This is a genomic window from Microbacterium sp. ARD31, assembly GCF_031844425.1.
Genome location: NZ_JAUZVE010000005.1, coordinates 57851 through 79156 on the forward strand (window position 1 = coordinate 57851; position 21306 = coordinate 79156).

At 71.6% G+C, this 21306-nt stretch carries 22 protein-coding genes and 1 riboswitch; of the genes, 15 read left to right on the plus strand and 7 right to left on the minus strand.

Going from position 1 to position 21306, the window contains the following annotated elements:
* Positions 1-4: 4 nt before the first annotated feature.
* Positions 5-1483 carry a D-alanyl-D-alanine carboxypeptidase gene (locus Q9S36_RS15975; protein WP_311285955.1) on the minus strand — a complete coding sequence of 493 codons (1479 nt, stop codon included), beginning with the start codon at positions 1481-1483 and terminating at the stop codon, positions 5-7.
* 38 nt (positions 1484-1521) lie between these two features.
* Positions 1522-1631: riboswitch (TPP riboswitch) on the plus strand.
* Between Q9S36_RS15975 and Q9S36_RS15980 the strand changes: the two genes are divergently transcribed.
* From Q9S36_RS15980 to Q9S36_RS16005, 6 genes are all read left to right on the plus strand, one after another.
* The gene (locus Q9S36_RS15980; protein ID WP_311285957.1) at positions 1624-2262 is read left to right on the plus strand and encodes an ECF transporter S component; all 639 of its coding nucleotides are present in this window, start codon (positions 1624-1626) and stop codon (positions 2260-2262) included. It overlaps the preceding riboswitch by 8 nt.
* Positions 2263-2265: 3 nt before the next feature.
* Positions 2266-3744 carry an ABC transporter ATP-binding protein gene (locus tag Q9S36_RS15985; RefSeq protein ID WP_311285958.1) on the plus strand — a complete coding sequence of 493 codons (1479 nt, stop codon included), beginning with the start codon at positions 2266-2268 and terminating at the stop codon, positions 3742-3744.
* The gene (locus Q9S36_RS15990; RefSeq protein WP_311285959.1) at positions 3741-4529 is read left to right on the plus strand and encodes an energy-coupling factor transporter transmembrane component T; all 789 of its coding nucleotides are present in this window, start codon (positions 3741-3743) and stop codon (positions 4527-4529) included. Before Q9S36_RS15985 ends, Q9S36_RS15990 begins: the two co-directional genes overlap by 4 nt.
* A 112-nt stretch (positions 4530-4641) precedes the next feature.
* On the plus strand, positions 4642-5403 hold the full coding sequence (locus tag Q9S36_RS15995) for an SDR family NAD(P)-dependent oxidoreductase (RefSeq protein ID WP_311285960.1): 762 nt from the start codon (positions 4642-4644) through the stop codon (positions 5401-5403).
* A 44-nt stretch (positions 5404-5447) separates the two neighbouring features.
* The gene (locus Q9S36_RS16000; protein WP_311285961.1) at positions 5448-6230 is read left to right on the plus strand and encodes an enoyl-CoA hydratase/isomerase family protein; all 783 of its coding nucleotides are present in this window, start codon (positions 5448-5450) and stop codon (positions 6228-6230) included.
* Positions 6227-7066 (plus strand): NAD(P)-dependent oxidoreductase, encoded by an 840-nt coding sequence (locus Q9S36_RS16005; protein ID WP_311285962.1) that lies wholly within the window; start codon positions 6227-6229, stop codon positions 7064-7066. Before Q9S36_RS16000 ends, Q9S36_RS16005 begins: the two co-directional genes overlap by 4 nt.
* 19 nt (positions 7067-7085) lie before the next feature.
* Here Q9S36_RS16005 and Q9S36_RS16010 read toward each other — a convergent pair whose 3' ends face one another.
* A complete protein-coding gene (locus Q9S36_RS16010) occupies positions 7086-7931 on the minus strand; it encodes a hypothetical protein (protein WP_311285963.1) in 846 nt (281 codons plus the stop codon).
* Positions 7932-8058: 127 nt separating this feature from the next.
* Between Q9S36_RS16010 and rlmN the strand changes: the two genes are divergently transcribed.
* The 4 genes from rlmN (at position 8059) to Q9S36_RS16030 (ending at position 11377) form a co-directional block, all read left to right on the plus strand.
* Positions 8059-9318, plus strand: coding sequence for a 23S rRNA (adenine(2503)-C(2))-methyltransferase RlmN (gene rlmN / locus Q9S36_RS16015; RefSeq protein ID WP_311285964.1), 1260 nt, complete (start codon positions 8059-8061; stop codon positions 9316-9318).
* A gap of 115 nt (positions 9319-9433) precedes the next feature.
* The gene (locus Q9S36_RS16020; RefSeq protein ID WP_311285965.1) at positions 9434-10447 is read left to right on the plus strand and encodes an aldo/keto reductase family protein; all 1014 of its coding nucleotides are present in this window, start codon (positions 9434-9436) and stop codon (positions 10445-10447) included.
* A 3-nt stretch (positions 10448-10450) separates the two neighbouring features.
* Entirely contained in the window at positions 10451-10933 is a 483-nt protein-coding gene (locus Q9S36_RS16025) for an NUDIX domain-containing protein (RefSeq protein WP_311285966.1), read from the plus strand.
* A 75-nt stretch (positions 10934-11008) separates the two neighbouring features.
* Positions 11009-11377, plus strand: a complete 369-nt coding sequence (locus tag Q9S36_RS16030; RefSeq protein WP_311285967.1) for a VOC family protein — start codon at positions 11009-11011, stop codon at positions 11375-11377.
* Between the two features lie 13 nt (positions 11378-11390).
* On the opposite strand, the gene Q9S36_RS16035 is transcribed toward Q9S36_RS16030, so the two are convergent.
* The 3 genes from Q9S36_RS16035 to Q9S36_RS16045 all read right to left on the minus strand — a co-directional run bounded on the left by Q9S36_RS16035 (position 11391) and on the right by Q9S36_RS16045 (position 14418).
* A complete protein-coding gene (locus tag Q9S36_RS16035; RefSeq protein ID WP_311285968.1) occupies positions 11391-11771 on the minus strand; it encodes a MarR family transcriptional regulator in 381 nt (126 codons plus the stop codon).
* A gap of 95 nt (positions 11772-11866) precedes the next feature.
* A complete protein-coding gene (locus Q9S36_RS16040; protein WP_311285969.1) occupies positions 11867-13480 on the minus strand; it encodes a polyketide antibiotic transporter in 1614 nt (537 codons plus the stop codon).
* A 5-nt stretch (positions 13481-13485) separates the two neighbouring features.
* Positions 13486-14418 carry an ABC transporter ATP-binding protein gene (locus Q9S36_RS16045; RefSeq protein WP_311285970.1) on the minus strand — a complete coding sequence of 311 codons (933 nt, stop codon included), beginning with the start codon at positions 14416-14418 and terminating at the stop codon, positions 13486-13488.
* A gap of 179 nt (positions 14419-14597) precedes the next feature.
* On the opposite strand from Q9S36_RS16045, the gene Q9S36_RS16050 reads away from it, so the two are divergent.
* The 5 genes from Q9S36_RS16050 to Q9S36_RS16070 are packed head-to-tail and all read left to right on the plus strand — an operon-like array spanning position 14598 to position 20111.
* Complete coding sequence (locus Q9S36_RS16050; protein ID WP_311285971.1) at positions 14598-15305, plus strand: GntR family transcriptional regulator; 708 nt, start codon at positions 14598-14600, stop codon at positions 15303-15305.
* Positions 15302-16828, plus strand: coding sequence for an MmgE/PrpD family protein (locus tag Q9S36_RS16055; protein ID WP_311285972.1), 1527 nt, complete (start codon positions 15302-15304; stop codon positions 16826-16828). Before Q9S36_RS16050 ends, Q9S36_RS16055 begins: the two co-directional genes overlap by 4 nt.
* The gene (prpB, locus tag Q9S36_RS16060; protein ID WP_311285973.1) at positions 16828-17730 is read left to right on the plus strand and encodes a methylisocitrate lyase; all 903 of its coding nucleotides are present in this window, start codon (positions 16828-16830) and stop codon (positions 17728-17730) included. Before Q9S36_RS16055 ends, prpB begins: the two co-directional genes overlap by 1 nt.
* A gap of 1 nt (position 17731) precedes the next feature.
* Positions 17732-18922, plus strand: coding sequence for a bifunctional 2-methylcitrate synthase/citrate synthase (locus Q9S36_RS16065; RefSeq protein ID WP_311285974.1), 1191 nt, complete (start codon positions 17732-17734; stop codon positions 18920-18922).
* 13 nt (positions 18923-18935) lie between these two features.
* Positions 18936-20111 carry a thiolase family protein gene (locus Q9S36_RS16070; RefSeq protein WP_311285975.1) on the plus strand — a complete coding sequence of 392 codons (1176 nt, stop codon included), beginning with the start codon at positions 18936-18938 and terminating at the stop codon, positions 20109-20111.
* A gap of 377 nt (positions 20112-20488) precedes the next feature.
* On the opposite strand, the gene Q9S36_RS16075 is transcribed toward Q9S36_RS16070, so the two are convergent.
* Positions 20489-21121, minus strand: a complete 633-nt coding sequence (locus Q9S36_RS16075) for a putative glycolipid-binding domain-containing protein (RefSeq protein WP_311285976.1) — start codon at positions 21119-21121, stop codon at positions 20489-20491.
* Positions 21122-21157: 36 nt separating this feature from the next.
* Positions 21158-21289, minus strand: coding sequence for a DUF1731 domain-containing protein (locus Q9S36_RS16080; protein ID WP_311285978.1), 132 nt, complete (start codon positions 21287-21289; stop codon positions 21158-21160).
* Positions 21290-21306: the final 17 nt, after the last annotated feature.

The window sequence follows — 21306 nt, forward strand, 5'->3', positions numbered from 1 at the left end:
GCCGTCAGCCGTCGAGGCCGAACAGCTCGAGCGGGTGCGTCAGGCGCCACCACGCGCTCGGGTCGTCGACGTCGTCGGTCAGGACCAGATCGACGGTGGTGTCGTTGAGGGGCCCGTCGACGGTCAGGGTTCCGACCGTCGCGCCGTCGGCGCGCGCGTCCCCCAGATCGAAGGTCGTCGAGACGATCCCCGCCGCGCCGTTCCACAGCACCACGTCGGCGTCGGCGTCGGCCACGATCTCGACGCGCTCGCCCCACACGGTCTCGACGGTGCCGACGACCGAACCGGCGGCCACCGTCGGCTCGGTCTGCAGCTCGCGCTCGACGTCCGCGTACAGCGTGCGGGTGGCCGCGTTGCGGGCGTCGTCGTCGGCCTGGCCCAGAACGGCGGCGTAGACGCGGACGGGGGTGTCGTCGACGGTGATGTCCTTCGCCGACAGCAGGTTCCACGCGGCGAGCGTGCCCGTCTTGATCCCGACCACGCCCTCGTCCGCCAGCAGCGCGTTGGTGTTCTCGACGCGGCCGGCGCCGGGGAGCTCGATCACCCGCTGCGACACGATGTCGGCGATGACCGGATTCGCCATGGCCCTCTGCGCGAGGGTGATCAGCGCGGCGGGGCTCGCCCGGTTGCCGGCATCCATCCCCGTGGGCTCGACCACCGTGACACCGGGCACGCCGTGGGCGCGCAGCCATTCGTTCGCAGCATCGGCGAAGACCGCATCCGAGGGCCACAGGTTGCCCGCGAGCCGGTCGGCGTAGTTGTTCGCCGACCCGACGAGCATCCCCGCCAGCAGCTGTCGCTGGGTGAGGACGCCGTCGACCGGGACGTCGAGGGCCGACTCGCCCCGGGAGCGGTAGTTCCAGTAGTCCACCGAGTCGGCGTAGGTGAACCGGAACTCCGGTCCGTCCTCGCCGGCCGGAAGCGGCATCTCGTCGAGGACCACCAGGGCGGTGACGACCTTGGTGATGCTGGCGATGGCGTCCGCGGTGTCCCCGGATGACGTGGTCCCGTCCGCGGCAGCGGGAGACACCACGGTGCCTCCCGCGCCCGCCACGGCGACGGCGGCGCTTCCCTCGCTCGGCCAGCTGAGCTCGGCCGCGGCCGCCGGGACCGGGGCGACCTCGACGTCGGCGATGGTGGGCTCGACGGCCGACAGCGGCCACAGCAGGGTGGTCGCGGTGTAGACGAGGGCGACGAGCACGGCGATCGCCAGCGGCACCAGCACCCCGGCCCGCAGGGGCGACCGCCACGGCGGACGATCCAGCAGTCCCGACGCGACGAGGGTGGGCGTGGTGATGGGTCGGGGCGTGACCGTGCGATCGTCGAGCCACGTCAGGGCGATGCGCCCCGAGGTCGAGACCACCGGCCCCCCGTCGCCGGTCGCGCCGGTCGCGGCATCCGGGTCTTCGTCCGCCGGCCACTCCGCCTGGTTCTGTGCGCGCGCGTCACGGCGCGACAGCAGGGAGGCGTCATCGACGGTCACGCGACAAAACTACCGCTCCCGTACGCCGGTATACTCATCGCCACAACCACGGGAGTCCGGTGAGCCGGGCTGAGAGGAAGCGATCCACGCTTCGACCGTCGAACCTGATCCGGATCATGCCGGCGCAGGGAGGAGAGAAGATGCACACGTCCACGTCCGCATCCACCGCCGAGAAGGCGACCACCGCTGGGAAGCGGAGCCTGCGTTGGCGCGTCGTCGACATCGTCGTCGCCAGCGTCATCGGCGTCGCTTCGGGCCTGATCTTCCTGGCCTGGAACGTCGGATACCTCGGGCCCAGCGCACTGCTCGAACCGCTGCTGCCCGGCCTGCAGGGTCTGCTCGACGGTCCGTGGCTGTTCGCCGGAGTGCTCGGCGCGCTGATCATCCGCAAGCCCGGTGCCGCGATCTACACCGAGACCCTCGCCGCCGTCGTGTCGGCGCTCGTCGGCAACCAATGGGGCGGCTTCCTCACCATCGAGGCCGGCCTCGTGCAGGGGCTCGGCGCCGAGCTGATCTTCCTGCTCTTCCTGTACAAGCGCTGGAGCCTGCCGGTGGCCGTCCTCGCGGGCGCGGGTGCGGCGCTCGCCGGCGGCATCAACAACCTGGTGCTGTGGTACGCCGGCGCGGACACCACCTTCACCCTCGTGTACCTCGCCTCGACCATCGTCTCGGGAGCGGTCATCGCCGGTGCCCTCTCGTGGCTGCTGGCGCGCGGGATCGCCGCCACCGGCGCGCTCGACCGGTTCGCGTCGGGGCGCGATGTGCGCGCCCGTGTCTGACGCGTGAACACCGCCGGGCTCCGCGCGGCCGCCGTCCAGGCGCGAGGGTGGGGCTGGCGGCACGCGTCGCGGCGCGCGTGGGCGGTGAGCGGTGTCGACCTCACCATCGAGCCGGGGGAGCGCGTGCTGCTGCTGGGCGCCTCGGGGGCCGGCAAGTCGACGCTGCTGCACGGCCTCGCCGGCGTGCTCGGAGGCGACGAGGAGGGTGAGCAGGCGGGCGAGCTCCTCATCGACGGGATGCCGGCCTCCGGCGCCCGCGGGCGCGCCGGGCTCGTCCTTCAGGACCCCGATTCGCAGGTCATCCTCGCGCGCGTCGGCGACGATGTGGCCTTCGGGTGCGAGAACCTCGGCGTCCCGCGGGAGGAGATCTGGCCGCGGGTGCGTCACGCGCTCGACGCCGTCGGTCTCGACGTGCCCCTCGACCGGCCGACGAAGGCGCTGTCCGGCGGTCAGAAGCAGCGCCTCGCGCTCGCCGGAGTCCTCGCCATGCGCCCCGGGCTCGTGCTGCTGGACGAGCCGACCGCCAACCTCGATCCGCACGGCGTCGTCGAGGTGCGGGAGGCCGTGCGGGCGATGCTCGATGCCCACCCGGCAACCCTCGTGGTGGTCGAGCACCGCGTCGAGGTGTGGCTGCCGCTGATCGACCGCGTGATCGTCCTCGGTGCCGGAGGCGGTGGCATGGTCGCGGACGGCACGCCGGATCAGGTGCTGCGCGGAGAGGGGCCGCGGCTGGCCGAAGCCGGGGTCTGGGTGCCCGGCATCCGCCCCCCGCTTCCGCCGCCGCCCGCCCGCGCGCCCGGCGAGCCCTTGCTGGTGGCCCGTGACCTGGCCGTCCAGCGGGTGACCGGAAGGCCTGTCGCCTCGGGGATCGACGTCACCGTCGACGCGGGCTCCGCGCTGGCGATCACCGGACCCAACGGCGCGGGCAAGTCCACGCTCGGCCTCACCCTCGCCGGACTCATCGCCCCGGCATCCGGGGACGTGTCGGCGGCGGGCGCGCTGGGCGACGGCGTCGCGGCGGCTCCCATCCGGTGGTCTTCCCGCCAGCTGCTCACGCGCATCGGCACCGTGTTCCAAGACCCGGAGCACCAGCTGCTGACGACGACGGTGCGCGCCGAGCTCGAAGTGGGTCCCCGCGCGCTCGGGCTCGACGCGGACGAGACGTCGCGCCGCGTGGACGAGCTTCTCGAGCGCCTCCGCCTCGCACCGCTGGCGCGGGCGAATCCCTACACGCTGTCGGGCGGCGAGAAGCGGCGGCTGACCGTGGCCGCGGCGCTGGCGACCCGGCCTCGCGTGCTGATCCTGGACGAGCCGACCTTCGGTCAGGACGCCCGGACGTGGGCGGAGCTGGTGGCCATCCTGGCGCGCCTGCGAGACGAGGGGTCGGCGATCGTCACGATCACGCACGATCTCGACGTCGTGACAGCGCTGCATTCCCGGCGGTTCGAGCTGCCGGCATCCGCGGCGGAGGGGGCGTCGTGACCCTGCTCGACTCCCGCGCTCGCACCGGTGTGGTCGCGGGCATCAACCCCGTCGCCAAGCTCGCTGCCGCGGCGGTCATCGCCATCCCCCTCGTCTTCACCCTCGATGTGGTCTCGGCAGCGGTGGCGCTCGTGCTCGAGCTGCTCCTCATCCCCTTCGCCGGCCTGGCGTGGCGGGAGTTCTGGACGCGGACGTGGCCGGTGTGGCTGGCCGCGCCGCTCACCGCCCTCACGATCGCGCTGTACGGCGAGACCTCGGGACAGATCTACGCGGAATGGTTCGTCGTGCGCATCAGCGAGGGCTCCCTCGCCCTCGCCGCCGCCACCCTTCTGCGGGTCCTCGCGATCGCCCTCCCGTCGGTCGTGCTCTTCGTCACCGTCGACCCGACCGATCTCGCCGACGGGCTGGCGCAGGTGCTGCGCCTGCCGGCGCGTTTCGTGCTGGGTGCGCTGGCGGGGCTGCGCATGGTCGGGCTGTTCATCGACGACTGGCGCGCGCTCGAACTCGCCCGCCGCGCCCGGGGCGTGGCGGATCGGGGACGCCTGCGCCGCTTCTTCGGCATGGCGTTCGCGCTGCTGGTGCTGTCGATCCGGCGCGGCTCGAAGCTCGCGACCGCCATGGAGGCCCGCGGGTTCGGCGCGGACGGGACCCGCACGTGGGCGCGTCGCTCCCGATTCGGCGCACCGGAGTGGGCGCTCATCGGGCTCGGGGCCGCCATCGCTGCGGTCGCCGTGGTCGCCGCAGTGGCGGCGGGCACGTGGAACTTCATCCTCGGGCCCGGCTGACCTACCCTGGGGCGAGCACCCCGGCACCCGCAACGCGTGAGACGCGGTCCCGCGTATGCTGGAACCGGATTCCGTTTCGCGCCGGTTCGGCGGTGGTTCGAAGGAGAACAGCATGGAGCTCACGGGCGCATCGGCCCTCGTCACCGGCGGGGCCAGCGGCCTCGGTCTCGCGACCGCGCAGCGACTGGCGGCCGCCGGCGCCGCCGTCACGATCGTCGACCTGCCCTCGTCGGCCGGTGCCGAGGTCGCCGGCGAGTTCGGCGGGTCCTTCGCCGCGGCCGATGTCACCGACCCCGGACAGGTCGCCGGCGCCGTCGCGCACGCCGCGGCATCCGGGCCCCTGCGGGTCGTTGTCAACTGCGCCGGGATCGCCCCGCCGGCGAAGGTGCTCGACCGCGACGGCGAGCCGACGCCGCTCGCCGACTTCGAGCGCATCGTGCGTATCAACCTCATCGGCACCTACAACGTCATCGCGCAGGCCTCGGCCGCCATGGCGCGCACTGAGCCGACCGCCGGCGGCGATCGCGGCGTCATCGTCAACACCGCCAGCGTCGCCGCCTTCGACGGGCAGATCGGGCAGCCCGCGTACGCGGCGAGCAAGGGCGGAGTGCACGCCATGACGCTGCCGATCGCGAGGGAGCTGGCGCGCCACGGCATCCGCGTCGTCACGATCGCCCCCGGCATCATGGAGACCCCGATGCTGAAGGGCCTGCCGCAGGCCGCGCAGGACTCGCTGGGGCAGCAGGTGCCCTACCCGCAGCGTCTCGGCCGACCCGACGAGTACGCACGACTGGTCGCGGCGATCGTCGACAACGGCTACCTCAACGGCGAGACCATCCGCCTCGACGGCGCGATCCGCATGGCGCCGAAGTAGCCGCCACCCCCGTCCCCCTTCACCCCACCCCGAGGAGCACCGCCATGAGCGAATCGATCCTGGTCTCGCGCGAGGGCGCCCTCGCCGGCGTCACCTTCAACCGGCCGGCCTCGCTGAACGCGATGGGGTTCGAGATGGGGCGCCGCTGGCGTGACCTCGCGCACGAGCTGACCGCCGATCAGTCGGTCGAGGCGATCCTGCTGGATGCCGCCGGTCCTGCTTTCTGCGCCGGAGGCGACGTCGTCGAGATGTCGACGTCGGGCGCGTCCGGCGCGGACGTCACCGCCGCAGCCGACGTCATCCACGACGGCATCCGCACCTTCGTCGAGTCCGACAAGCCGATCGTCGCCGCCGTTCAGGGCGCGGTGGCCGGCGGCGGGCTCGGGCTGATGCTGACCGCGGACTACATCGTCGCCTCGGAGCAGGCCCGGTTCGTGAGCAAGTACGCCAACATCGGGCTCACCCCCGACCTCGGCGTCTCGACGCTGCTGCCTGCGGCGGTCGGGCAGCGGCGGGCGCTGCAGCTGCTGTTGCAGGACCTCACGATCGACGCCGCGACGGCCCTCGACTGGGGGCTTGTGACCGAGGTCGTCGCCGCGGATCAGGTGGCCGACCGCGCCCGCGCGGTGGCGGACTTCTGGCTCGCCGGTGCCTCGGCGGCGTTCGGTCAGGCGAAACGTCTCGTCCGATCCGGCGCGGGACGGACCTTCGCCGACAATCTCGCGGACGAGGCGCGCTCGATCGGCGCCGCGTTCGACACCCCGCAGTCCCGTGCCCGCGTCGCCGCGTTCGCCGCGGCATCCACCACCTCGAGGAGACCCGCATGAGCGAGAAGCACCTTGCCGGAAAGACCATCCTGATGTCGGGCGGCAGCCGGGGGATCGGCCTCGCGATCGCCCTTCGCGCCGCCCGCGACGGTGCGAACATCGCGCTGCTGGCGAAGACCGACACGCCGCATCCGAAGCTCGAGGGCACGGTGCACTCGGCCGCGGACCAGATCCGCGCCGCCGGCGGTGACGCGCTGCCGATCGTGGGCGACGTGCGCAACGACGACGACGTCACCGAAGCGGTGCTGAAGACCCAGGGCGAGTTCGGCGGCATCGACATCGTCGTCAACAACGCCTCGGTGATCGACCTCTCGCGCTCGCTCGACCTGCAGGCCAAGAAGTACGACCTCATGCAGGACGTCAACGTGCGCGGCACGTTCATGCTCTCGCGCGCCGCCGTCCCGATCCTGCGGGATGCCGCCAACCCGCACATCCTGTCGCTGTCGCCGCCGCTGAACCTCTCACCCAAGTGGCTCGGCGCGCACACGGGCTACACGCTCGCGAAGTACGGCATGACGATGGCGACGCTCGGGCTCGCCGCGGAGTTCGCGAAAGACGGCATCGCCGCCAACACGCTGTGGCCGCAGACGACGATCGCCACCGCCGCGGTGCGCTACGCGCTGGGCGGCGAGGCGATGATGGCCGCGAGCCGCACGCCCGAGATCTACGCCGACGCCGCTTACGAGGTCCTCACGCGGCCGGCCGGCGAGCTCACGGGGCAGACCCTCATCGTCGAGGAGGTGCTTCGGGAGGCGGGGGTCACCGACTTCTCGCGGTACGCCGCTGTCGCCGGCACCCCCGACGACCAGCTCTTCCCCGACATCTTCCTGGACTGACCGGCTCGGCGCCGACCGGTCACGGGGCGAGCGACGTGCCGACGGACACCGTGACCGTCGCGTCGGCATCCCACCGGAAGGCGAGCTGGTCGCCGGGGCTCATCGGCTCGGGCCGCTCGCGTGGATCCACGAGGCTGTAGGGCACCGAGACGATCAGAGTGCCCTGCGCGCGCTGCTGCGCCGAGACGCAGCGCGCACGGACGATCAGCTCCTGTTCTATGAGCAGGCAGTACTCCCGCTCCGAAGCACCGTCCGCCCCGGCGATCCACATCTCCCAGCCGTAGTAGTCCCCGAGGGCGGATGCCCACTGGACCGACCCGGTCGTCGGGAAGTCCGGGACGTCGCTCGCAGAGTCGACGTCGACGTCGTTGTCGAAGAAGCCGTCGAGCGGGATCCGAAGCGCCACGGCGTCGTCGTCATCTGCAGCGCCCGCGCCGGAGTCCGGGGGAGCGGCCGATTCGCCCGCGGCCGGGGGGCGCTCCGCGACCGGCTCGTCGAGGGCGTCGAGCGCCACCCCCGCCGCGCCCGCGCCCACCACGAGCGCGCCCGCGATCGCGAAAGCGACCGCCACTCGACGGCGAGGACGGCGCGACGGAGCGAGGGAGGCGGAAGCGGCGTCCTCCGCCCGTTCGGCGGTGGGCGCCCCGCGCTCGAAGGCGGCATCGGGTGCCGTGCGGCCGACGGCGGAAGCACCCGGGACACGGCTCTCGCCGCCTGCAGATCCCGTGGTCGCCGACTCCGCGCGCAGCGACGCCTCGAGTTCTTCCAGCCGCGCCATGGCGGCGACATCCTCGGCGATGTCCGCGCGGGGGCCGTAGGCGCGGCGCCTCAGCTCGTCCAACTCGGCGCGGTCACCGGCGTCCATCACGTGCTCACAGGGGCTTTCGCAGGCGGACCTGCTCGATCGCGAGGCCACATCGCCCGCCCGTTCACCGTACCGCCGCGGCGAGGGCGTCGGGCTGCCGTCCAGGCGCGTCCCCTACCCTGAGGGGGTGACCACCGAATCCGAGCGCCCTCGCGCGGGCGCCGTCCGCGCGACCGGCCGGCAGGTGCGCCCCGCGACCGAGGGCTGGTCGCAGAAGAAGGACGCCGAAGGCCGCCCCCTGCTGCAGTTCGCCTCACCCAAGCGGGGCAAGCCTCCCGTCCACCTTGCCGACCTGACGCCGGAGGCGCGCGCCGCGAGGATCGTCGAGCTCGGCATGCCCGCCTTCCGCGCCAAGCAGCTCGAGAAGCACTACTTCACCCATTACACGACCGACCCGGCGCACATGACCGATCTGCCGGCATCCACGCGCGACGAGGTCGTCCACGGGATGCTGCCGCCGCTGCTGACGCTCGTGCGCAAGCTCGAGACCGACCGCGGCGACACGATCAAGTTCCTGTGGAAGCTGCACGACGGTGCGCTCGTCGAGTCGGTGCTCATGCGCTACACCGGACGCATCACGCTGTGCGTGTCGAGCCAGGCAGGATGCGGCATGAACTGCCCGTTCTGCGCGACCGGGCAGGCGGGCCTCACCCGCAACATGTCGGCGGCCGAGATCGTCGACCAGGTGGTGCGCGCCAACCGGCTCATCGCCGAGGGCGGACTCGGTGACCCCCGTCGCGTCGGGCACGAAGGCGAGCGCGTCACAAACATCGTCTTCATGGGGATGGGCGAGCCGCTGGCCAACTACGCCCGCGTCATGCAGGCGGTGCGCGTCATGACCGACAAGAAGCACGGCATGGGCATGAGCGCCCGCGGCATCACGGTGTCGACCGTCGGGCTCGTTCCGGCGATCACGAAGCTCGCCGACGAAGACATCCCGGTGACCTTCGCACTCTCCCTGCACGCGCCGGACGACGAGCTGCGCGACGAGCTCATCCCGGTCAATTCCCGCTGGAAGGTCGACGAGGCGCTCGACGCCGCCCGCGGGTACTTCGAGCGCACCGGACGACGCGTGTCGATCGAGTACGCGCTCATCAAGGACATGAACGACCACGGCTGGCGCGCGGACCTGCTCGGCGACAAGCTCAACGCGCGCGGGCGCGGCTGGGTGCACGTCAACCCGATCCCGCTGAACCCGACGCCCGGCTCGATCTGGACCGCGTCCGACCCGGAGGTGCAGGACGAATTCGTCCGTCGCCTCGAGGCGAAGGGCGTCCCCACCACCCTCCGCGACACCCGCGGCAAAGAGATCGACGGCGCGTGCGGTCAGCTCGTGGCCACCGAAGAGGACGAGGCCGTCGCGGCGGCCACTCCGGCCGAGGTGTGAGAAAGCGGATGCCGCACCCGCCGGCATCCGCGACGAGCGCCGAGGCTGCATGACAGCGCACGGCCCCGTCGTCAAGACCCCGCCCGCCGTCGCCTCGCGCGTCTAGCCTGGTCCGATGGTTGAATATCGATACCTCGGCAACAGTGGTCTCAAAGTCACGGAGATCACCTACGGAAACTGGGTGACCCACGGCTCGCAGGTCGAGAACGACGCGGCGATCAAGACGGTCCACCGCGCGCTGGATCTCGGCATCACGAGCTTCGACACCGCGGACGTGTACGCCAACACCGCGGCCGAGTCCGTGCTGGGCGAGGCGCTCAAGGGGCAGCGCCGTGAGGGTCTCGAGATCTTCACGAAGGTCTACTGGCCCACCGGGCCCGGCGGCCCCAACGACCAGGGCCTCAGTCGCAAGCACATCCTCGAGTCGATCAACGGCTCGCTGAAGCGGCTCGGCACCGACTATGTCGAGCTGTACCAGGCGCATCGGTACGACTACGAGACGCCGCTCGAAGAGACGATGCAGGCCTTCGCCGACGTCGTGCGCTCGGGGAAGGCCATGTACATCGGCGTCTCGGAGTGGACCGCCGAGCAGCTGCAGGCCGGGCACGAACTGGCCAAGGAGCTGAAGTTCCAGCTCGTCTCGAATCAGCCCCAGTACTCCGCGCTGTGGCGCGTCATCGAAGGCAAGGTCGTCCCCACGTCGGCCGACCTCGGAATCTCGCAGATCGTCTGGTCGCCGATGGCGCAGGGCGTGCTCAGCGGAAAGTACCTCCCCGGACAGGAAGCGCCGGCCGGTTCGCGCGCGACCGATGAGAAGAGCGGCGCGAACTTCATCAAGCGGTTCATGTCTGACGAGGTCCTCACCGCGGTGCAGAAGCTCAAGCCGGTCGCCGAGCAGGCGGGGCTGACGATGCCGCAGCTCGCGATCGCCTGGGTCCTGCAGAACGACAACGTCGCGGCCGCCCTGGTCGGCGCGTCGCGTCCGGAGCAGCTCGACGACAGCGTCAAGGCCTCGGGCGTGAAGCTCGACGCCGACACCATGTCGGCCATCGACGAGGCGCTCGCCCCCGTCGCGGTCACCGACCCCGAGGAGACGTACTCGGTCTCGCCCAAGTCGCGCCCGGCCTGAGTCATGCCGACGACCAGCGCCGGCATCCTGCTGTACCGCCTGTCACCCGGCCTCGAGGTGCTCATCGCGCACATGGGCGGGCCGTACTGGGCGAAGAAGGATGCCGGCGCCTGGTCCATCCCGAAAGGCGAGTTCGACGCGGACGCCGAGTCGGCACTCGACGCCGCCCGGCGGGAGTTCCGTGAAGAGCTCGGCGTGGACCCTCCCGAGGAGGACTACGCCGAGCTCGGGACGTTTCCCTACTCCTCCGGCAAGCGCGTCACGGTGTACGTCGCCGACGGCGCCGGACTCTCGCTCGAGGGCCTGTCGTTCGGTGAGTTCGAGGTCGAGTGGCCGCCCCGCTCGGGACGGACGGCGCGCTTCCCCGAAGTGGATCGCGTGGAATGGATGAGCGCGGATGCCGCACGCGAACGACTCGTGAAAGGACAGCGCGCGGCCCTCGACGCGCTGACCGAGCGTCTGGCAGAGGCCGCCGCCCCCTCTTGAGGCCGTCGCCGTTCACGGCCAGACTGGCGGCGGATCGCGCCCGGATGGAAGCCGGGTGCGGAAAGGACGGCGATCATGGCGCACGGCGACATCACCCACATCGACATCCCGGTCGCGGACATGGAGAAGGCGAAGCAGTTCTACTCCTCGCTCTTCGGCTGGCAGATCGCCGAGGTGCCGGGCTACGAGGGCTACCCGATGTGGCAGGCTCCCAACAAGATCTCGGGCGGGGGCCTCGCCCCGCGTGAGGACGGCTTCACCCAGCCCCGCTCGTACGTCGAGGTCGACTCCATCGACGAGACCGTCGCGGCAGCGACCGCGGCAGGTGCCACGGTGCTGATGGAGAAGTCGCCGATCAGCGAGTCGAGCTGGTGGGCCGTCATCGCCGATCCGGACGGCAACGCCATCGGCCTGTACGAGGGCGCTGAGCCCGGCGAATCCTGAGCGGGCTCGCGCGTCACCGCTGCGCGCGCCACTCCTCCACGAGTTCCGGCATGCGCGTGGCGAGGAACCGCAGGAAGTCCGCGGTGTCGCGCGCCCGCGCGACCGACAGCGGAGCGTCGACGTTCTCGTCGGCGATGCGCTCCATCAGCTCCGCGAGACGGCCGTAGAGAGGCGCGTTGCCTGTCACGACGCCCCCGAACGCGTCGTCGGCGAGGTCGTAGCGGTCCCGCCGCTCGCCGGGCCGCGACAATCGCTGCGCGATGTGCATCGACTGCAGGTAGCGCACGGCGCCCGACACGGCTCCGGCCGATACGCCCAGCCGCTCCGCCAGGTCGGCGGCGGTGTAACCGTCATCCGGCGAGCCGATGAGCGCCATCATCACGCGTGCGGGCATGCGCGCCATCCCCGCGGCCGCCATGAGCGCCGCCGCCTGTTCGGCTGCCTCGGCACCCGGATGATCCGAACCCATCTCGTCCCTTCCCCTCGAACCTATCCGGCGGGCGCGAGCTCGCGGCGGCGCATCAGCGTCAATGCGGTGACGCCGCCCACCAGCACCACGGTCGCGAGTGCCCACACGCCGCCGGGGTCGATGCCGTCGCCGTCCGGCGTGGGGACGGCGGCGAACGGCGACAGCTGGATGAGCGCCTCATCGAGACCGAAGATCGTCCCGAACAGCGCCAGCGCGGCCGCGGCGACCACCAGCGCCCAGCCCGACGCGATCGTGGCTCGCGGCAGCAGAGTGAACACCACCGCTGTGAGCACGACGAACACGGATGCCGCCGCCACCTGCCCGGCACCCGACACGATCGCATCGCGCAGCCGGTCGGACTCGCCACCGGTGACGGCCAGGGCGATCGCCGACGCCGCGACCGCCGACGCCACGATGACGAGGATGCCGCACACCGCGGCCACCAGGAACGCCGCCAGCCATGTCGAACGGTGCACCGGTGTCGCGAGGGTCGGCTCCGCCGTGCCGTGGATCTCCTCCTGGCGCGCCCGTTGCACGGTCTGCACGCCGAAACACGAGGCGAGGACGCCGACCATGACGTAGAACGTGACGAGCACCCCCTGGTCCATGGATCCCTGCGCGGCGATGCGGCGCAGGATCTCGGCGACGGCGGGGTTGTCGGTCGCCATCTCTCCGACGACCGAGCCGAGCGACGTCGACAGGCCGCCGACGACCGCCGCGCCGATCGCCCAGGCGACGACCGACCCCGCGCTCAACCGCCAGGCGAGCCCCCACGGGGTCGACAGGAGCGCGCCGGCCTCGGCGCGAGCGGCGCGGGCCTCGACGACGCCCGCGCCCACGTCGCGTCGGGAGTGGATCAGCGCGGCGGCTCCGATCAGCAGCGCGGCCACGACCACGCCGGGGACGAGGGGACGCAGGTCGTCATCGGCGAACGGGCGCACGTTCTCGGCCCACCCGAACGGCGATGCCCACGTCAGCGGCGAACTCTGCATGCGGGTGAGGTCATCGCTCGGAGTGCCCAGCGCGTTGCCGATGCCGGCCAGCAGGAAGGTCGTCAGAAGCACCGCCACCGTGAGCGAGTTCGCCGCCCGAGACGAGCGCACCAGCTGCGCCCAGAAGGCGCCGAGCGAGAAGAAGGCGAGGCCCGTCGCCAGAAGGGCGAGCCCGGTCGTCGCCGCACCCGAGGCGGGCAGCCCCGTCGCCATCAGTGCCAGCGCGACCGCGACGGCGAACAGCACGCACGCGATCACACCGTGGATGCAGGTGGCGATCAGCGGAAGGGTGCGCGCCGCCGGCGTGGCCGATACGAGGTCGGCGCGCTCGGTCTCCTCCTCGGCGCGGGTGTGCCGCACGGCGAGGAAGCCCGCCATGATCGCGATCATGAGGCACAGGAACGGGAGGATGAGGAAGATCAGGAAGGCCCCCTCCTCCGCGCCCGAGGGAAGCCCGCGGAAGAGGAGGATGACGGGATTGGCCAGGGCCAGAGCGAGGAGCGACCGTCGCTCCTCGTCGGTGCCGAACGTGTCGGCCACGCCGAACGCGGAGCCGTACGTGAGGAGCGCCGCCGCGGCGGCCCACACCGCCAGCTGCACGGCGTCGCGGCGCAGTCGCTGATCGAGCAGAGAGACCAGCATCGCCGTCACCGTCGCCGCAGTGCGGGGGCGGATGCGGCATCCTCCCCGTAGTGGCGGAGGAACAGCTCCTCCAAGGACGGCGGCGCGATCCGGAGCCCCGCCGCCCCGCGCTGGGCGAGCGCGGGCAGAACCCCCGCGAGGGCATCGCTGTCGACGGTGAAGCGGACACGTCCGTCTGCGGAGGCCACATCGTGTACCCCCGGGATGCGCGACAGACCGTCGAGATCGCCGGGAGCGGCGTCGAGCGAGACCTCCGTGCGGGTCAGGTGGCGCAGCTCGGTGAGCGTCCCGGTCTCGACGATGCGCCCTGCGCGGATGATCGACACGCGGTCGCACAGGTGCTCGACTTCCGAGAGGATGTGGCTCGAGAGCAGGACGGTCGCACCGGCATCCGTCGCCCGTTTCACCTCCTGGCGGAAGACGACGTCCATGAGGGGGTCCAGGCCGCTCGTCGGCTCGTCGAGCACGTAGAGCTCGGCGGGAACGGCGAACGCGCTGATGAGCGCCACCTTCTGCCGGTTGCCCTTTGAGTATGCGCGACCCTTCTTGCGCGGGTCGAACTGGAACGCCGACATCAGCCGCTCCTTGCGCTCGCGGTACGCCGCGTCGTGCCGTGCGACGCCGCGCAGGCGTGCGAGGAAGTCGATCGCCTCCCCACCCGAGAGGTTGGGCCAGACGCTCACGTCGCCGGGCACGTACGCGATGCGCCGGTGCAGCGAGGACGCCCGTCGCCACGGATCCTCGCCGAACACGGCGACCTCACCCGAGGTGGCGCGCGCGAGGCCGAGCAGGATGCGAATGGTGGTGGACTTGCCGGCCCCGTTCGGACCGAGGAAGCCATGAACCTGACCAGCGCTCACGCGAAGGTCGAGGCCGTCGAGGGCCTGGACGCGGCCGTAATGCTTGGTCAGGCCGCGGGTGAGGATGACATCGGTCATGACGGCGAGGCTACGCCTGTTTCACAAATTTGTGAATACTCATGCCGACGACCGTCCTCGCGGCGCAGTGTATACGGTCTCAGGTGCAGATGGCTTCGAGTATCGACATGGGCGGGTTTGTGTATACACTGGCGCGGTCGGCATCCTGAGACGACCAACCCAGCGGGACGGGGGAACGCGTGCGAGCCAGTGACCGTGCCTACGCGACACTCCTCGACGAGATCCAGCGCGGCGCGCTGCCGCCCGGCGCCGTCCTCGGCGAGGTGGAGCAGGCGGCGCGCCTGGGTGTCAGCCGCACACCCCTGCGCGAGGCTCTCGGGAGGCTCGCGGCCGACGGCCTGGTGGTGCAGCAGTCACCTCGTGTGACCGCCGTCAGCGATGTCGACGCCGACGACATCCGCGAACTGTTCGAGGTGCGTCGCGCTCTCGAAGAGGCCGCGGTCCGGCTCGCCGCCGAGCGCGGCGATGCCCGGGTGTTCGCGGCGCTCGCCGCTGATCTCACCGACGATCTCGTCGCGGACGGCGAGCAGCGGGACGCGTACTACGCGCTCATCGCCCGCTTCGACGCCGCCATCGACGCCGCCGTCGCCAACGATTACCTCGTCGGGGCGCTGCGCACCGTGCGCACGCACCTCGTGCGCGTGCGCCGGCTCGCCCGCGACAACCCCGCACGTCTGGCCGCGTCGGTAGCCGAGCACCGGCTCATCGCCTCGGCGATCGCCGCCGGGGCTCCCGACCTCGCGGCCCACGCCACCCACGTCCACCTCCACCACGCGCTCGAGAGCATCCTCTCGTCCCTCGAAGGCCAGGCGCACTCGGCGCCTGCGCCCCGTCCGGCCTCTTCCGCCCGCAGCCGCGGATCCGCAGCAACACAAGGAGCAGCATGACCATCACGCATCACCTGCGCGTGCACCGCAGCGACGAGAGCCTCCCCCGCGAGGGGCAGCTCGCGTGGCACATCGCCGAGGTCGCCGCCGACGCGGTCGAGGTCGAGGCGGATGTCGTCGACATGATCATCAACCGCGTCATCGACAACGCGGCCGTGGCCGCGGCATCCCTCACCCGCGCCCCCGTGAGCGCGGCCCGGCAGCAGGCGCTCGACCACGCCGTGTCGGTCAGCGGCACCGGCGCGACGATCTTCGGCTGCGCGCTCGAGCGGCGCACGTCACCGGAGTGGGCGGCGTGGGCCAACGGCGTCGCCGTGCGTGAACTCGACTACCACGACACCTTCCTCGCCGCCGACTACTCGCACCCCGGCGACAACATTCCGCCCATCCTCGCGGTCGCCCAGCACGTCGGCGCCGACGGCGCCGCCGTGGTGCGGGGCCTGGCCACCGGGTACGAGGTGCAGATCGACCTCGTGCGCGCGATCTGCCTGCACAAGCACAAGATCGACCACGTCGCCCACCTCGGTCCGTCGGCGGCGGCCGGAATCGGCACCCTGCTGAACCTGCCGGTCGAGACGATCTACCAGGCCGTCGGTCAGGCGCTCCACACCACGACGGCGACGCGCCAGTCGCGCAAGGGCGAGATCTCGACCTGGAAGGCCCATGCTCCCGCCTTCGCCGGCAAGATGGCGATCGAGGCCGTCGACCGTGCGATGCGGGGCGAGACATCTCCGTCGCCGATCTACGAAGGCGAGGACGGCGTCGTCGCATGGATGCTGGACGGGCCGGACGCCTCGTACGACGTGCCGCTTCCCGCGGCGGGCGAGCCCAAGCGCGCCATCCTCGACTCGTACACGAAGGAGCACTCCGCCGAGTACCAGGCGCAGGCCTGGATCGACCTGGCCCGCAAGCTCCACGGCGAACGACCCGACCTCGCCGACCCCGCCAACGTCGAGTCGATCGTGCTGCACACCTCGCACCACACCCACTACGTCATCGGCTCGGGCGCGAACGACCCCCAGAAGTACGACCCGACGGCGTCGCGCGAGACGCTCGACCACTCGATCCCGTACATCTTCGCCGTCGCGCTGCAGGACGGCGGCTGGCACCACGTCGACTCCTACACCCCGGAGCGCGCGGGTCGCGGCGACACCGTCGAGCTGTGGCACAAGATCACCACCGCCGAGGATGCCGAGTGGACGCGCCGCTACCACTCGGAGGACCCGGACGAGAAGGCCTTCGGCGGCCGGGTGGTCATCACCCTGACCGACGGGACCACGGTCGAGGACGAGATCGCGGTCGCCGACGCGCATCCGCTCGGAGCCCGCCCGTTCGCGCGAGCGGATTACGTCCGCAAGTTCCGCATCCTGGCGGAGCCGGTGCTCTCGTCCGACGAGATCGACCGCTTCCTCGCTCTCGCCGAGCGACTGCCCGAGCTCACCGCCGAGGAGGTCCTTCAGCTCACGATCGTCGCCGCCCCCGGCATCCTGGCCAACGCTCCGGCACCCAAGGGCCTCTTCTGATGCTGTATTCGACCGTGCCCGCGCACGAGAAGCGCCGCCGGTTGCGCGAGCGCCTCGCCTCGGGCGAGCTGCTGCGCTTTCCGGGCGCCTTCAATCCGCTGTCCGCGCGGCTCATCGAGGGCAAGGGCTTCGAGGGCGTCTACATCTCGGGCGCGGTGCTGTCGGCAGACCTCGGACTGCCCGACATCGGGCTGACGACGCTCACCGAGGTCGCCGGCCGGGGGCAGCAGATCGCACGGATGACCGACCTGCCCGCGATCATCGACGCCGACACCGGTTTCGGCGAGCCGATGAACGTCGCGCGGACCATCCAGACGCTCGAGGACGCGGGTCTGGCGGGCATGCACATCGAGGACCAGATCAACCCCAAGCGCTGCGGCCACCTGGACGGCAAGTCGGTCGTCGACGAGGACACCGCCGTCAAGCGCATCCGTGCCGCCGTCGACGCCCGCCGCGATCCGGATTTCCTCATCATGGCGCGCACCGACATCCGCGCGATCGACGGCCTCGATGCAGCCGTGGATCGTGCCAAGGCGCTGGTGGATGCCGGAGCCGACGCGATCTTCCCCGAGGCGATGCGCACGCTGGACGAGTTCGCCGCGGTCCGCGCGGCCGTCGACGTGCCGATCCTGGCGAACATGACCGAGTTCGGGAAGTCCGACCTGTTCAGCGTGGACCGGTTGCGGGACGTCGGTGTCAACATCGTCATCTGGCCGGTCTCGCTGCTGCGGCTGGCGATGGGCGCGGCATCCCGGGGGCTCGATACGCTCCTCGACGAAGGGCATCTCACCTCGCGACTGGGTGAGATGCAGCACCGCGCCGATCTCTACGACCTGCTGGACTACGAGCAGTACGCCCACTTCGACCAGGACGTCTTCACGTTCACGATCACCAAGGAGTGACATGACCGCCACCGAGATCAGGAAGGGCCTTGCCGGCGTCGTCGCCGACGAGACCGCCGTGTCGAAGGTCAACCCCGAGACGAACTCCCTGCTGTACCGCGGCTACCCGGTGCAGGAACTGGCCGGAACCCAGCCTTTCGAGGCGGTGGCATGCCTGCTGTGGCACGGCGAGCTGCCCACGCCCGACGAGCTCGCCGCGTTCCGCGCGACGGAGCGGCAGCACCGCGGCCTTCCCGACGACGTCCGCGCCGCGATCGACCTCGTCCCGCTCGATGCGCACCCCATGGACGAGGTGCGCACGGCCCTCAGCCTCATCGGCGCCCGCGACCTGGCGGGCTCCGGGTCGGTCATGGATGTCAGCGGCAGCGCCGAGGACAACCTCGAGCGCAGCATCCGTCTCTTCGCCGTCCTGCCCGCGATCGTCGCCTACGGGCAGCGCCGACGGCGGGGCGAGGACCTCGTCGCGCCGCGGGACGACCTGGACTACTCCGCGAACTTCTTGTGGATGGTCTTCGGCGAGGAGTCCCACGATGTCGTCGTCGACGCGTTCAACCGCTCGATGATCCTCTACGCCGAGCACTCGTTCAACGCCTCGACCTTCACCGCTCGCGTGATCGCGTCGACCCTCAGCGACCTGTACTCGGCGGTGGTCGGCGCCGTCGGCGCGCTGAAGGGTCCGCTGCACGGCGGCGCGAACGAGGCGGTGCTGCACATCTTCGACGAGATCGGCTCGGCGGACCGCGTCGACGAGTGGCTGGACACCGCGCTCGCGCAGAAGCGGAAGATCATGGGGTTCGGCCATCGCGTCTACAAGCGGGGCGACTCGCGTGTGCCGACGATGAAGGCGGCGCTCGACACGCTCGTCGCCCACTACGACCGGCCCGACGTGGCGGACCTCTACGACACGCTCGAGAGCGCGTTCGTCGAGCGCAAGGGCATCTACCCGAACCTCGACTATCCGTCGGGACCGGCGTACAACCTGATCGGGTTCGACACCCTCACCTTCACGCCCCTGTTCGTCGCCGCCCGGGTGACGGGGTGGACCGCCCACATCATGGAGCAGCTCGCCTCGAACGCGCTCATCCGGCCGCTGTCGGCGTACAACGGACCCGACGAACGCCACGTGGACGGCTACGTGCCCGACACCGCCGAGTTCGAGGTCGCCGAGCGTCCCGAGGAGGCCGCCGGCTGACGGCGGTCCGACCATGCGATCCGCCGTCATCGTCGACGTCGTCCGAACACCGGCCGGGCGAGGCAAGCCCGGGGGCGCGCTCAGCGCAGTGCACCCGGTCGACCTCGCCGCCGGGGTGCTCACGTCGATCCTCGAGCGCAGCGGACTGGAGTCCGTCCAGGTCGACGACGTGCTCCTCGGGTGCGTGAGCCAGATCGGCGATCAGGCGATGAACATCGCCCGCCAGGCGGTGCTCGCGGCCGGGTTCGACGAGCGGGTCCCCGCCACCACGATCGACCGGCAGTGCGGCTCCAGCCAGCAGGCGGCGCACTTCGCCGCTCAGGGGGTGATGGCCGGCGCGTACGACATCGTGATCGCGGGCGGGGTGGAGTCCATGAGTCGGGTTCCGCTCGGCTCTTCGCGCCAGGGAGGGACGCCGGCCCCCGGCATCCGTCATCGGTACCCGGACGGGCTCGTGAACCAGGGCGTGTCGGCCGAGCTCATCGCCGCGCGCTGGGGGCTCGGTCGCGCCGAGCTCGACGCCTATGCCGCCGAGTCGCATCGGCGCGCGGCCGAGGCGTGGGCGGCGGGCCGGTTCGACAGTCAGGTGCTGCCCGTCCAGGCGGGCGAGGAGGCGGTGGCGTTCGACGAGACCGTGCGCGAGGGCACCACGGCGGAGCGTCTCGGCGGTCTCGCGCCGGCCTTCCGCACCGACGAGCTCGCCGCGCGCTTCCCCGAGATCGGCTGGCACATCACCGCCGGCACGTCGTCTCCGTTGACGGATGCCGCTTCCGCCGTCCTCATCATGTCGGAGGAACGGGCGACCGAACTCGGGCTCACCCCACGTGCCCGGTTCCACGCGTTCGCGGTCGTGGGAGACGACCCGCTCATGATGCTCACCGGGCCCATCCCCGCCACGCGTCGGATCCTCGAGCGCAGCGGGATGGGACTGGACGACATCGACGCGTACGAGGTGAACGAGGCGTTCGCCTCAGTGCCCCTCGCCTGGCAGCGCGAGCTCGATGCCGATCCCGACCGGCTGAACCCCTGGGGCGGCGCGATCGCGCTCGGCCACGCGGTGGGCGCATCGGGCACGCGGCTGCTCGGCACGCTCGTCGCACACCTCGAGTCCACGGGCGGACGCTACGGGCTGCAGACGATGTGCGAAGGCGGCGGCATGGCCAACGCCACGATCATCGAGCGTCTCTGACCTCGGGGCCTCCCACCGCCGGTGTCCTCCCGTCGACGCGGCCGGGGGAGGGCTTGTCGGCCACGGGAGGACGATTCGCCCGCCAACCTCCTCCCTTCGCCGACATCTCCCCCCTCGACGCGGCGGGCGGAGGGTAGGGGATGCGTGCGCACGCGGCACCCTGGCCGCGGAGGCCGGGATGTGTGCGCACGCGGCACCCTGGCCACGAGGGCCCGGGATGCGTGCGCACGCGGCACCCTGGCCACGGGGTCGGGGATGCGTGCGCGCGCGGCACCCTGGCCACGGGGGTCGGGGATGCGTGCGCGCGCGGCACCCTGGCCGCGGAGGGCCGGGGATGCGTGCGCACGCGGCACCATGGCCCGCATCGACCGGGCGCGTCAGTGCGCGTCGATCCGCCGCGCGAGACCCGGGTAGTCGCGGACGATGCCAAGTTCATCGACGGTGAGCTCGGCCTGGAATCCCGCGCTGCGGTAAAGCACGCGCCCCGGTGAGACCGCGCGGTAGATCTGCTCGCTGCGTACGACGCGCAGCGACGGGACCTCGACCCACGCCATGGCCAGGTGCACGTCCCGCGGTTCTCCGAAGCCCACTTCGGCGAGCGCGTGCCGCCGGATGGGCATCGTGTTGGTGACCGGGCACAGTCCCAGGTCGCAGTCGAGTGCATCCTCGAGGGATGCCGGGTCGTGCAGTCCGGCCAGCGGCAGGGTCCTCCCGCCCTGAGACCGCGCCTCGGCCGACCAGGAGCCGCGCGCGTCACGGCCGAGGCGCAGCGCGCGCGACCAGCCGTCGGCGTGGACGGCCACCTCGATCACACGCGTGCGCCACCCCCGACCCGGGCCGGAACCGTCGGCGGTCTCCACGCCCGTCGCATCGAGTCGCCACGACAGCGAGTACTCATCGGTCATCGACGTGCCGTGACCCGCCATGCCGAGATCGCCCACCTGCAGCACCGCGCGGTCCATGCGGGACGGATCGTCCTCTCCTCGCCACGCACAGGACACGGATGTCATCCCGACATGCTCTCCGCACCCTCCGACACCCGCCGTTCAGCGCACGACGACGATCTCGGTGGAGGCCTCGTCGAGATGCGGATGCCGGAACCCGCAGCCCGCGCACTCGAGCGCCTCCGGGTGCGCCGACCCGCTCTTGAGGACGAGCTGGGGTTCCGTGCGCAGCATCCACATTGTCGGCTCGA

Excerpts from the sequence above, each read along its gene's own strand:
- Q9S36_RS15980 (WP_311285957.1), top strand. The coding sequence starts at position 1,624 with ATGCACACGTCCACGTCCGCATCCACCGCCGAGAAGGCGACCACCGCT.
- Q9S36_RS15995 (WP_311285960.1), top strand. The coding sequence starts at position 4,642 with ATGGAGCTCACGGGCGCATCGGCCCTCGTCACCGGCGGGGCCAGCGGC.
- Q9S36_RS16000 (WP_311285961.1), top strand. The coding sequence starts at position 5,448 with ATGAGCGAATCGATCCTGGTCTCGCGCGAGGGCGCCCTCGCCGGCGTC.
- Q9S36_RS16005 (WP_311285962.1), top strand. The coding sequence starts at position 6,227 with ATGAGCGAGAAGCACCTTGCCGGAAAGACCATCCTGATGTCGGGCGGC.
- Q9S36_RS16010 (WP_311285963.1), bottom strand. The coding sequence starts at position 7,931 with ATGGACGCCGGTGACCGCGCCGAGTTGGACGAGCTGAGGCGCCGCGCC.
- Q9S36_RS16020 (WP_311285965.1), top strand. The coding sequence starts at position 9,434 with ATGGTTGAATATCGATACCTCGGCAACAGTGGTCTCAAAGTCACGGAG.
- Q9S36_RS16025 (WP_311285966.1), top strand. The coding sequence starts at position 10,451 with ATGCCGACGACCAGCGCCGGCATCCTGCTGTACCGCCTGTCACCCGGC.
- Q9S36_RS16030 (WP_311285967.1), top strand. The coding sequence starts at position 11,009 with ATGGCGCACGGCGACATCACCCACATCGACATCCCGGTCGCGGACATG.
- Q9S36_RS16035 (WP_311285968.1), bottom strand. The coding sequence starts at position 11,771 with ATGCCCGCACGCGTGATGATGGCGCTCATCGGCTCGCCGGATGACGGT.
- Q9S36_RS16040 (WP_311285969.1), bottom strand. The coding sequence starts at position 13,480 with ATGCTGGTCTCTCTGCTCGATCAGCGACTGCGCCGCGACGCCGTGCAG.
- Q9S36_RS16045 (WP_311285970.1), bottom strand. The coding sequence starts at position 14,418 with ATGACCGATGTCATCCTCACCCGCGGCCTGACCAAGCATTACGGCCGC.
- Q9S36_RS16055 (WP_311285972.1), top strand. The coding sequence starts at position 15,302 with ATGACCATCACGCATCACCTGCGCGTGCACCGCAGCGACGAGAGCCTC.
- prpB (WP_311285973.1), top strand. The coding sequence starts at position 16,828 with ATGCTGTATTCGACCGTGCCCGCGCACGAGAAGCGCCGCCGGTTGCGC.
- Q9S36_RS16065 (WP_311285974.1), top strand. The coding sequence starts at position 17,732 with ATGACCGCCACCGAGATCAGGAAGGGCCTTGCCGGCGTCGTCGCCGAC.
- Q9S36_RS16070 (WP_311285975.1), top strand. The coding sequence starts at position 18,936 with ATGCGATCCGCCGTCATCGTCGACGTCGTCCGAACACCGGCCGGGCGA.
- Q9S36_RS16075 (WP_311285976.1), bottom strand. The coding sequence starts at position 21,121 with ATGACATCCGTGTCCTGTGCGTGGCGAGGAGAGGACGATCCGTCCCGC.
- Q9S36_RS16080 (WP_311285978.1), bottom strand. The coding sequence starts at position 21,289 with ATGCTGCGCACGGAACCCCAGCTCGTCCTCAAGAGCGGGTCGGCGCAC.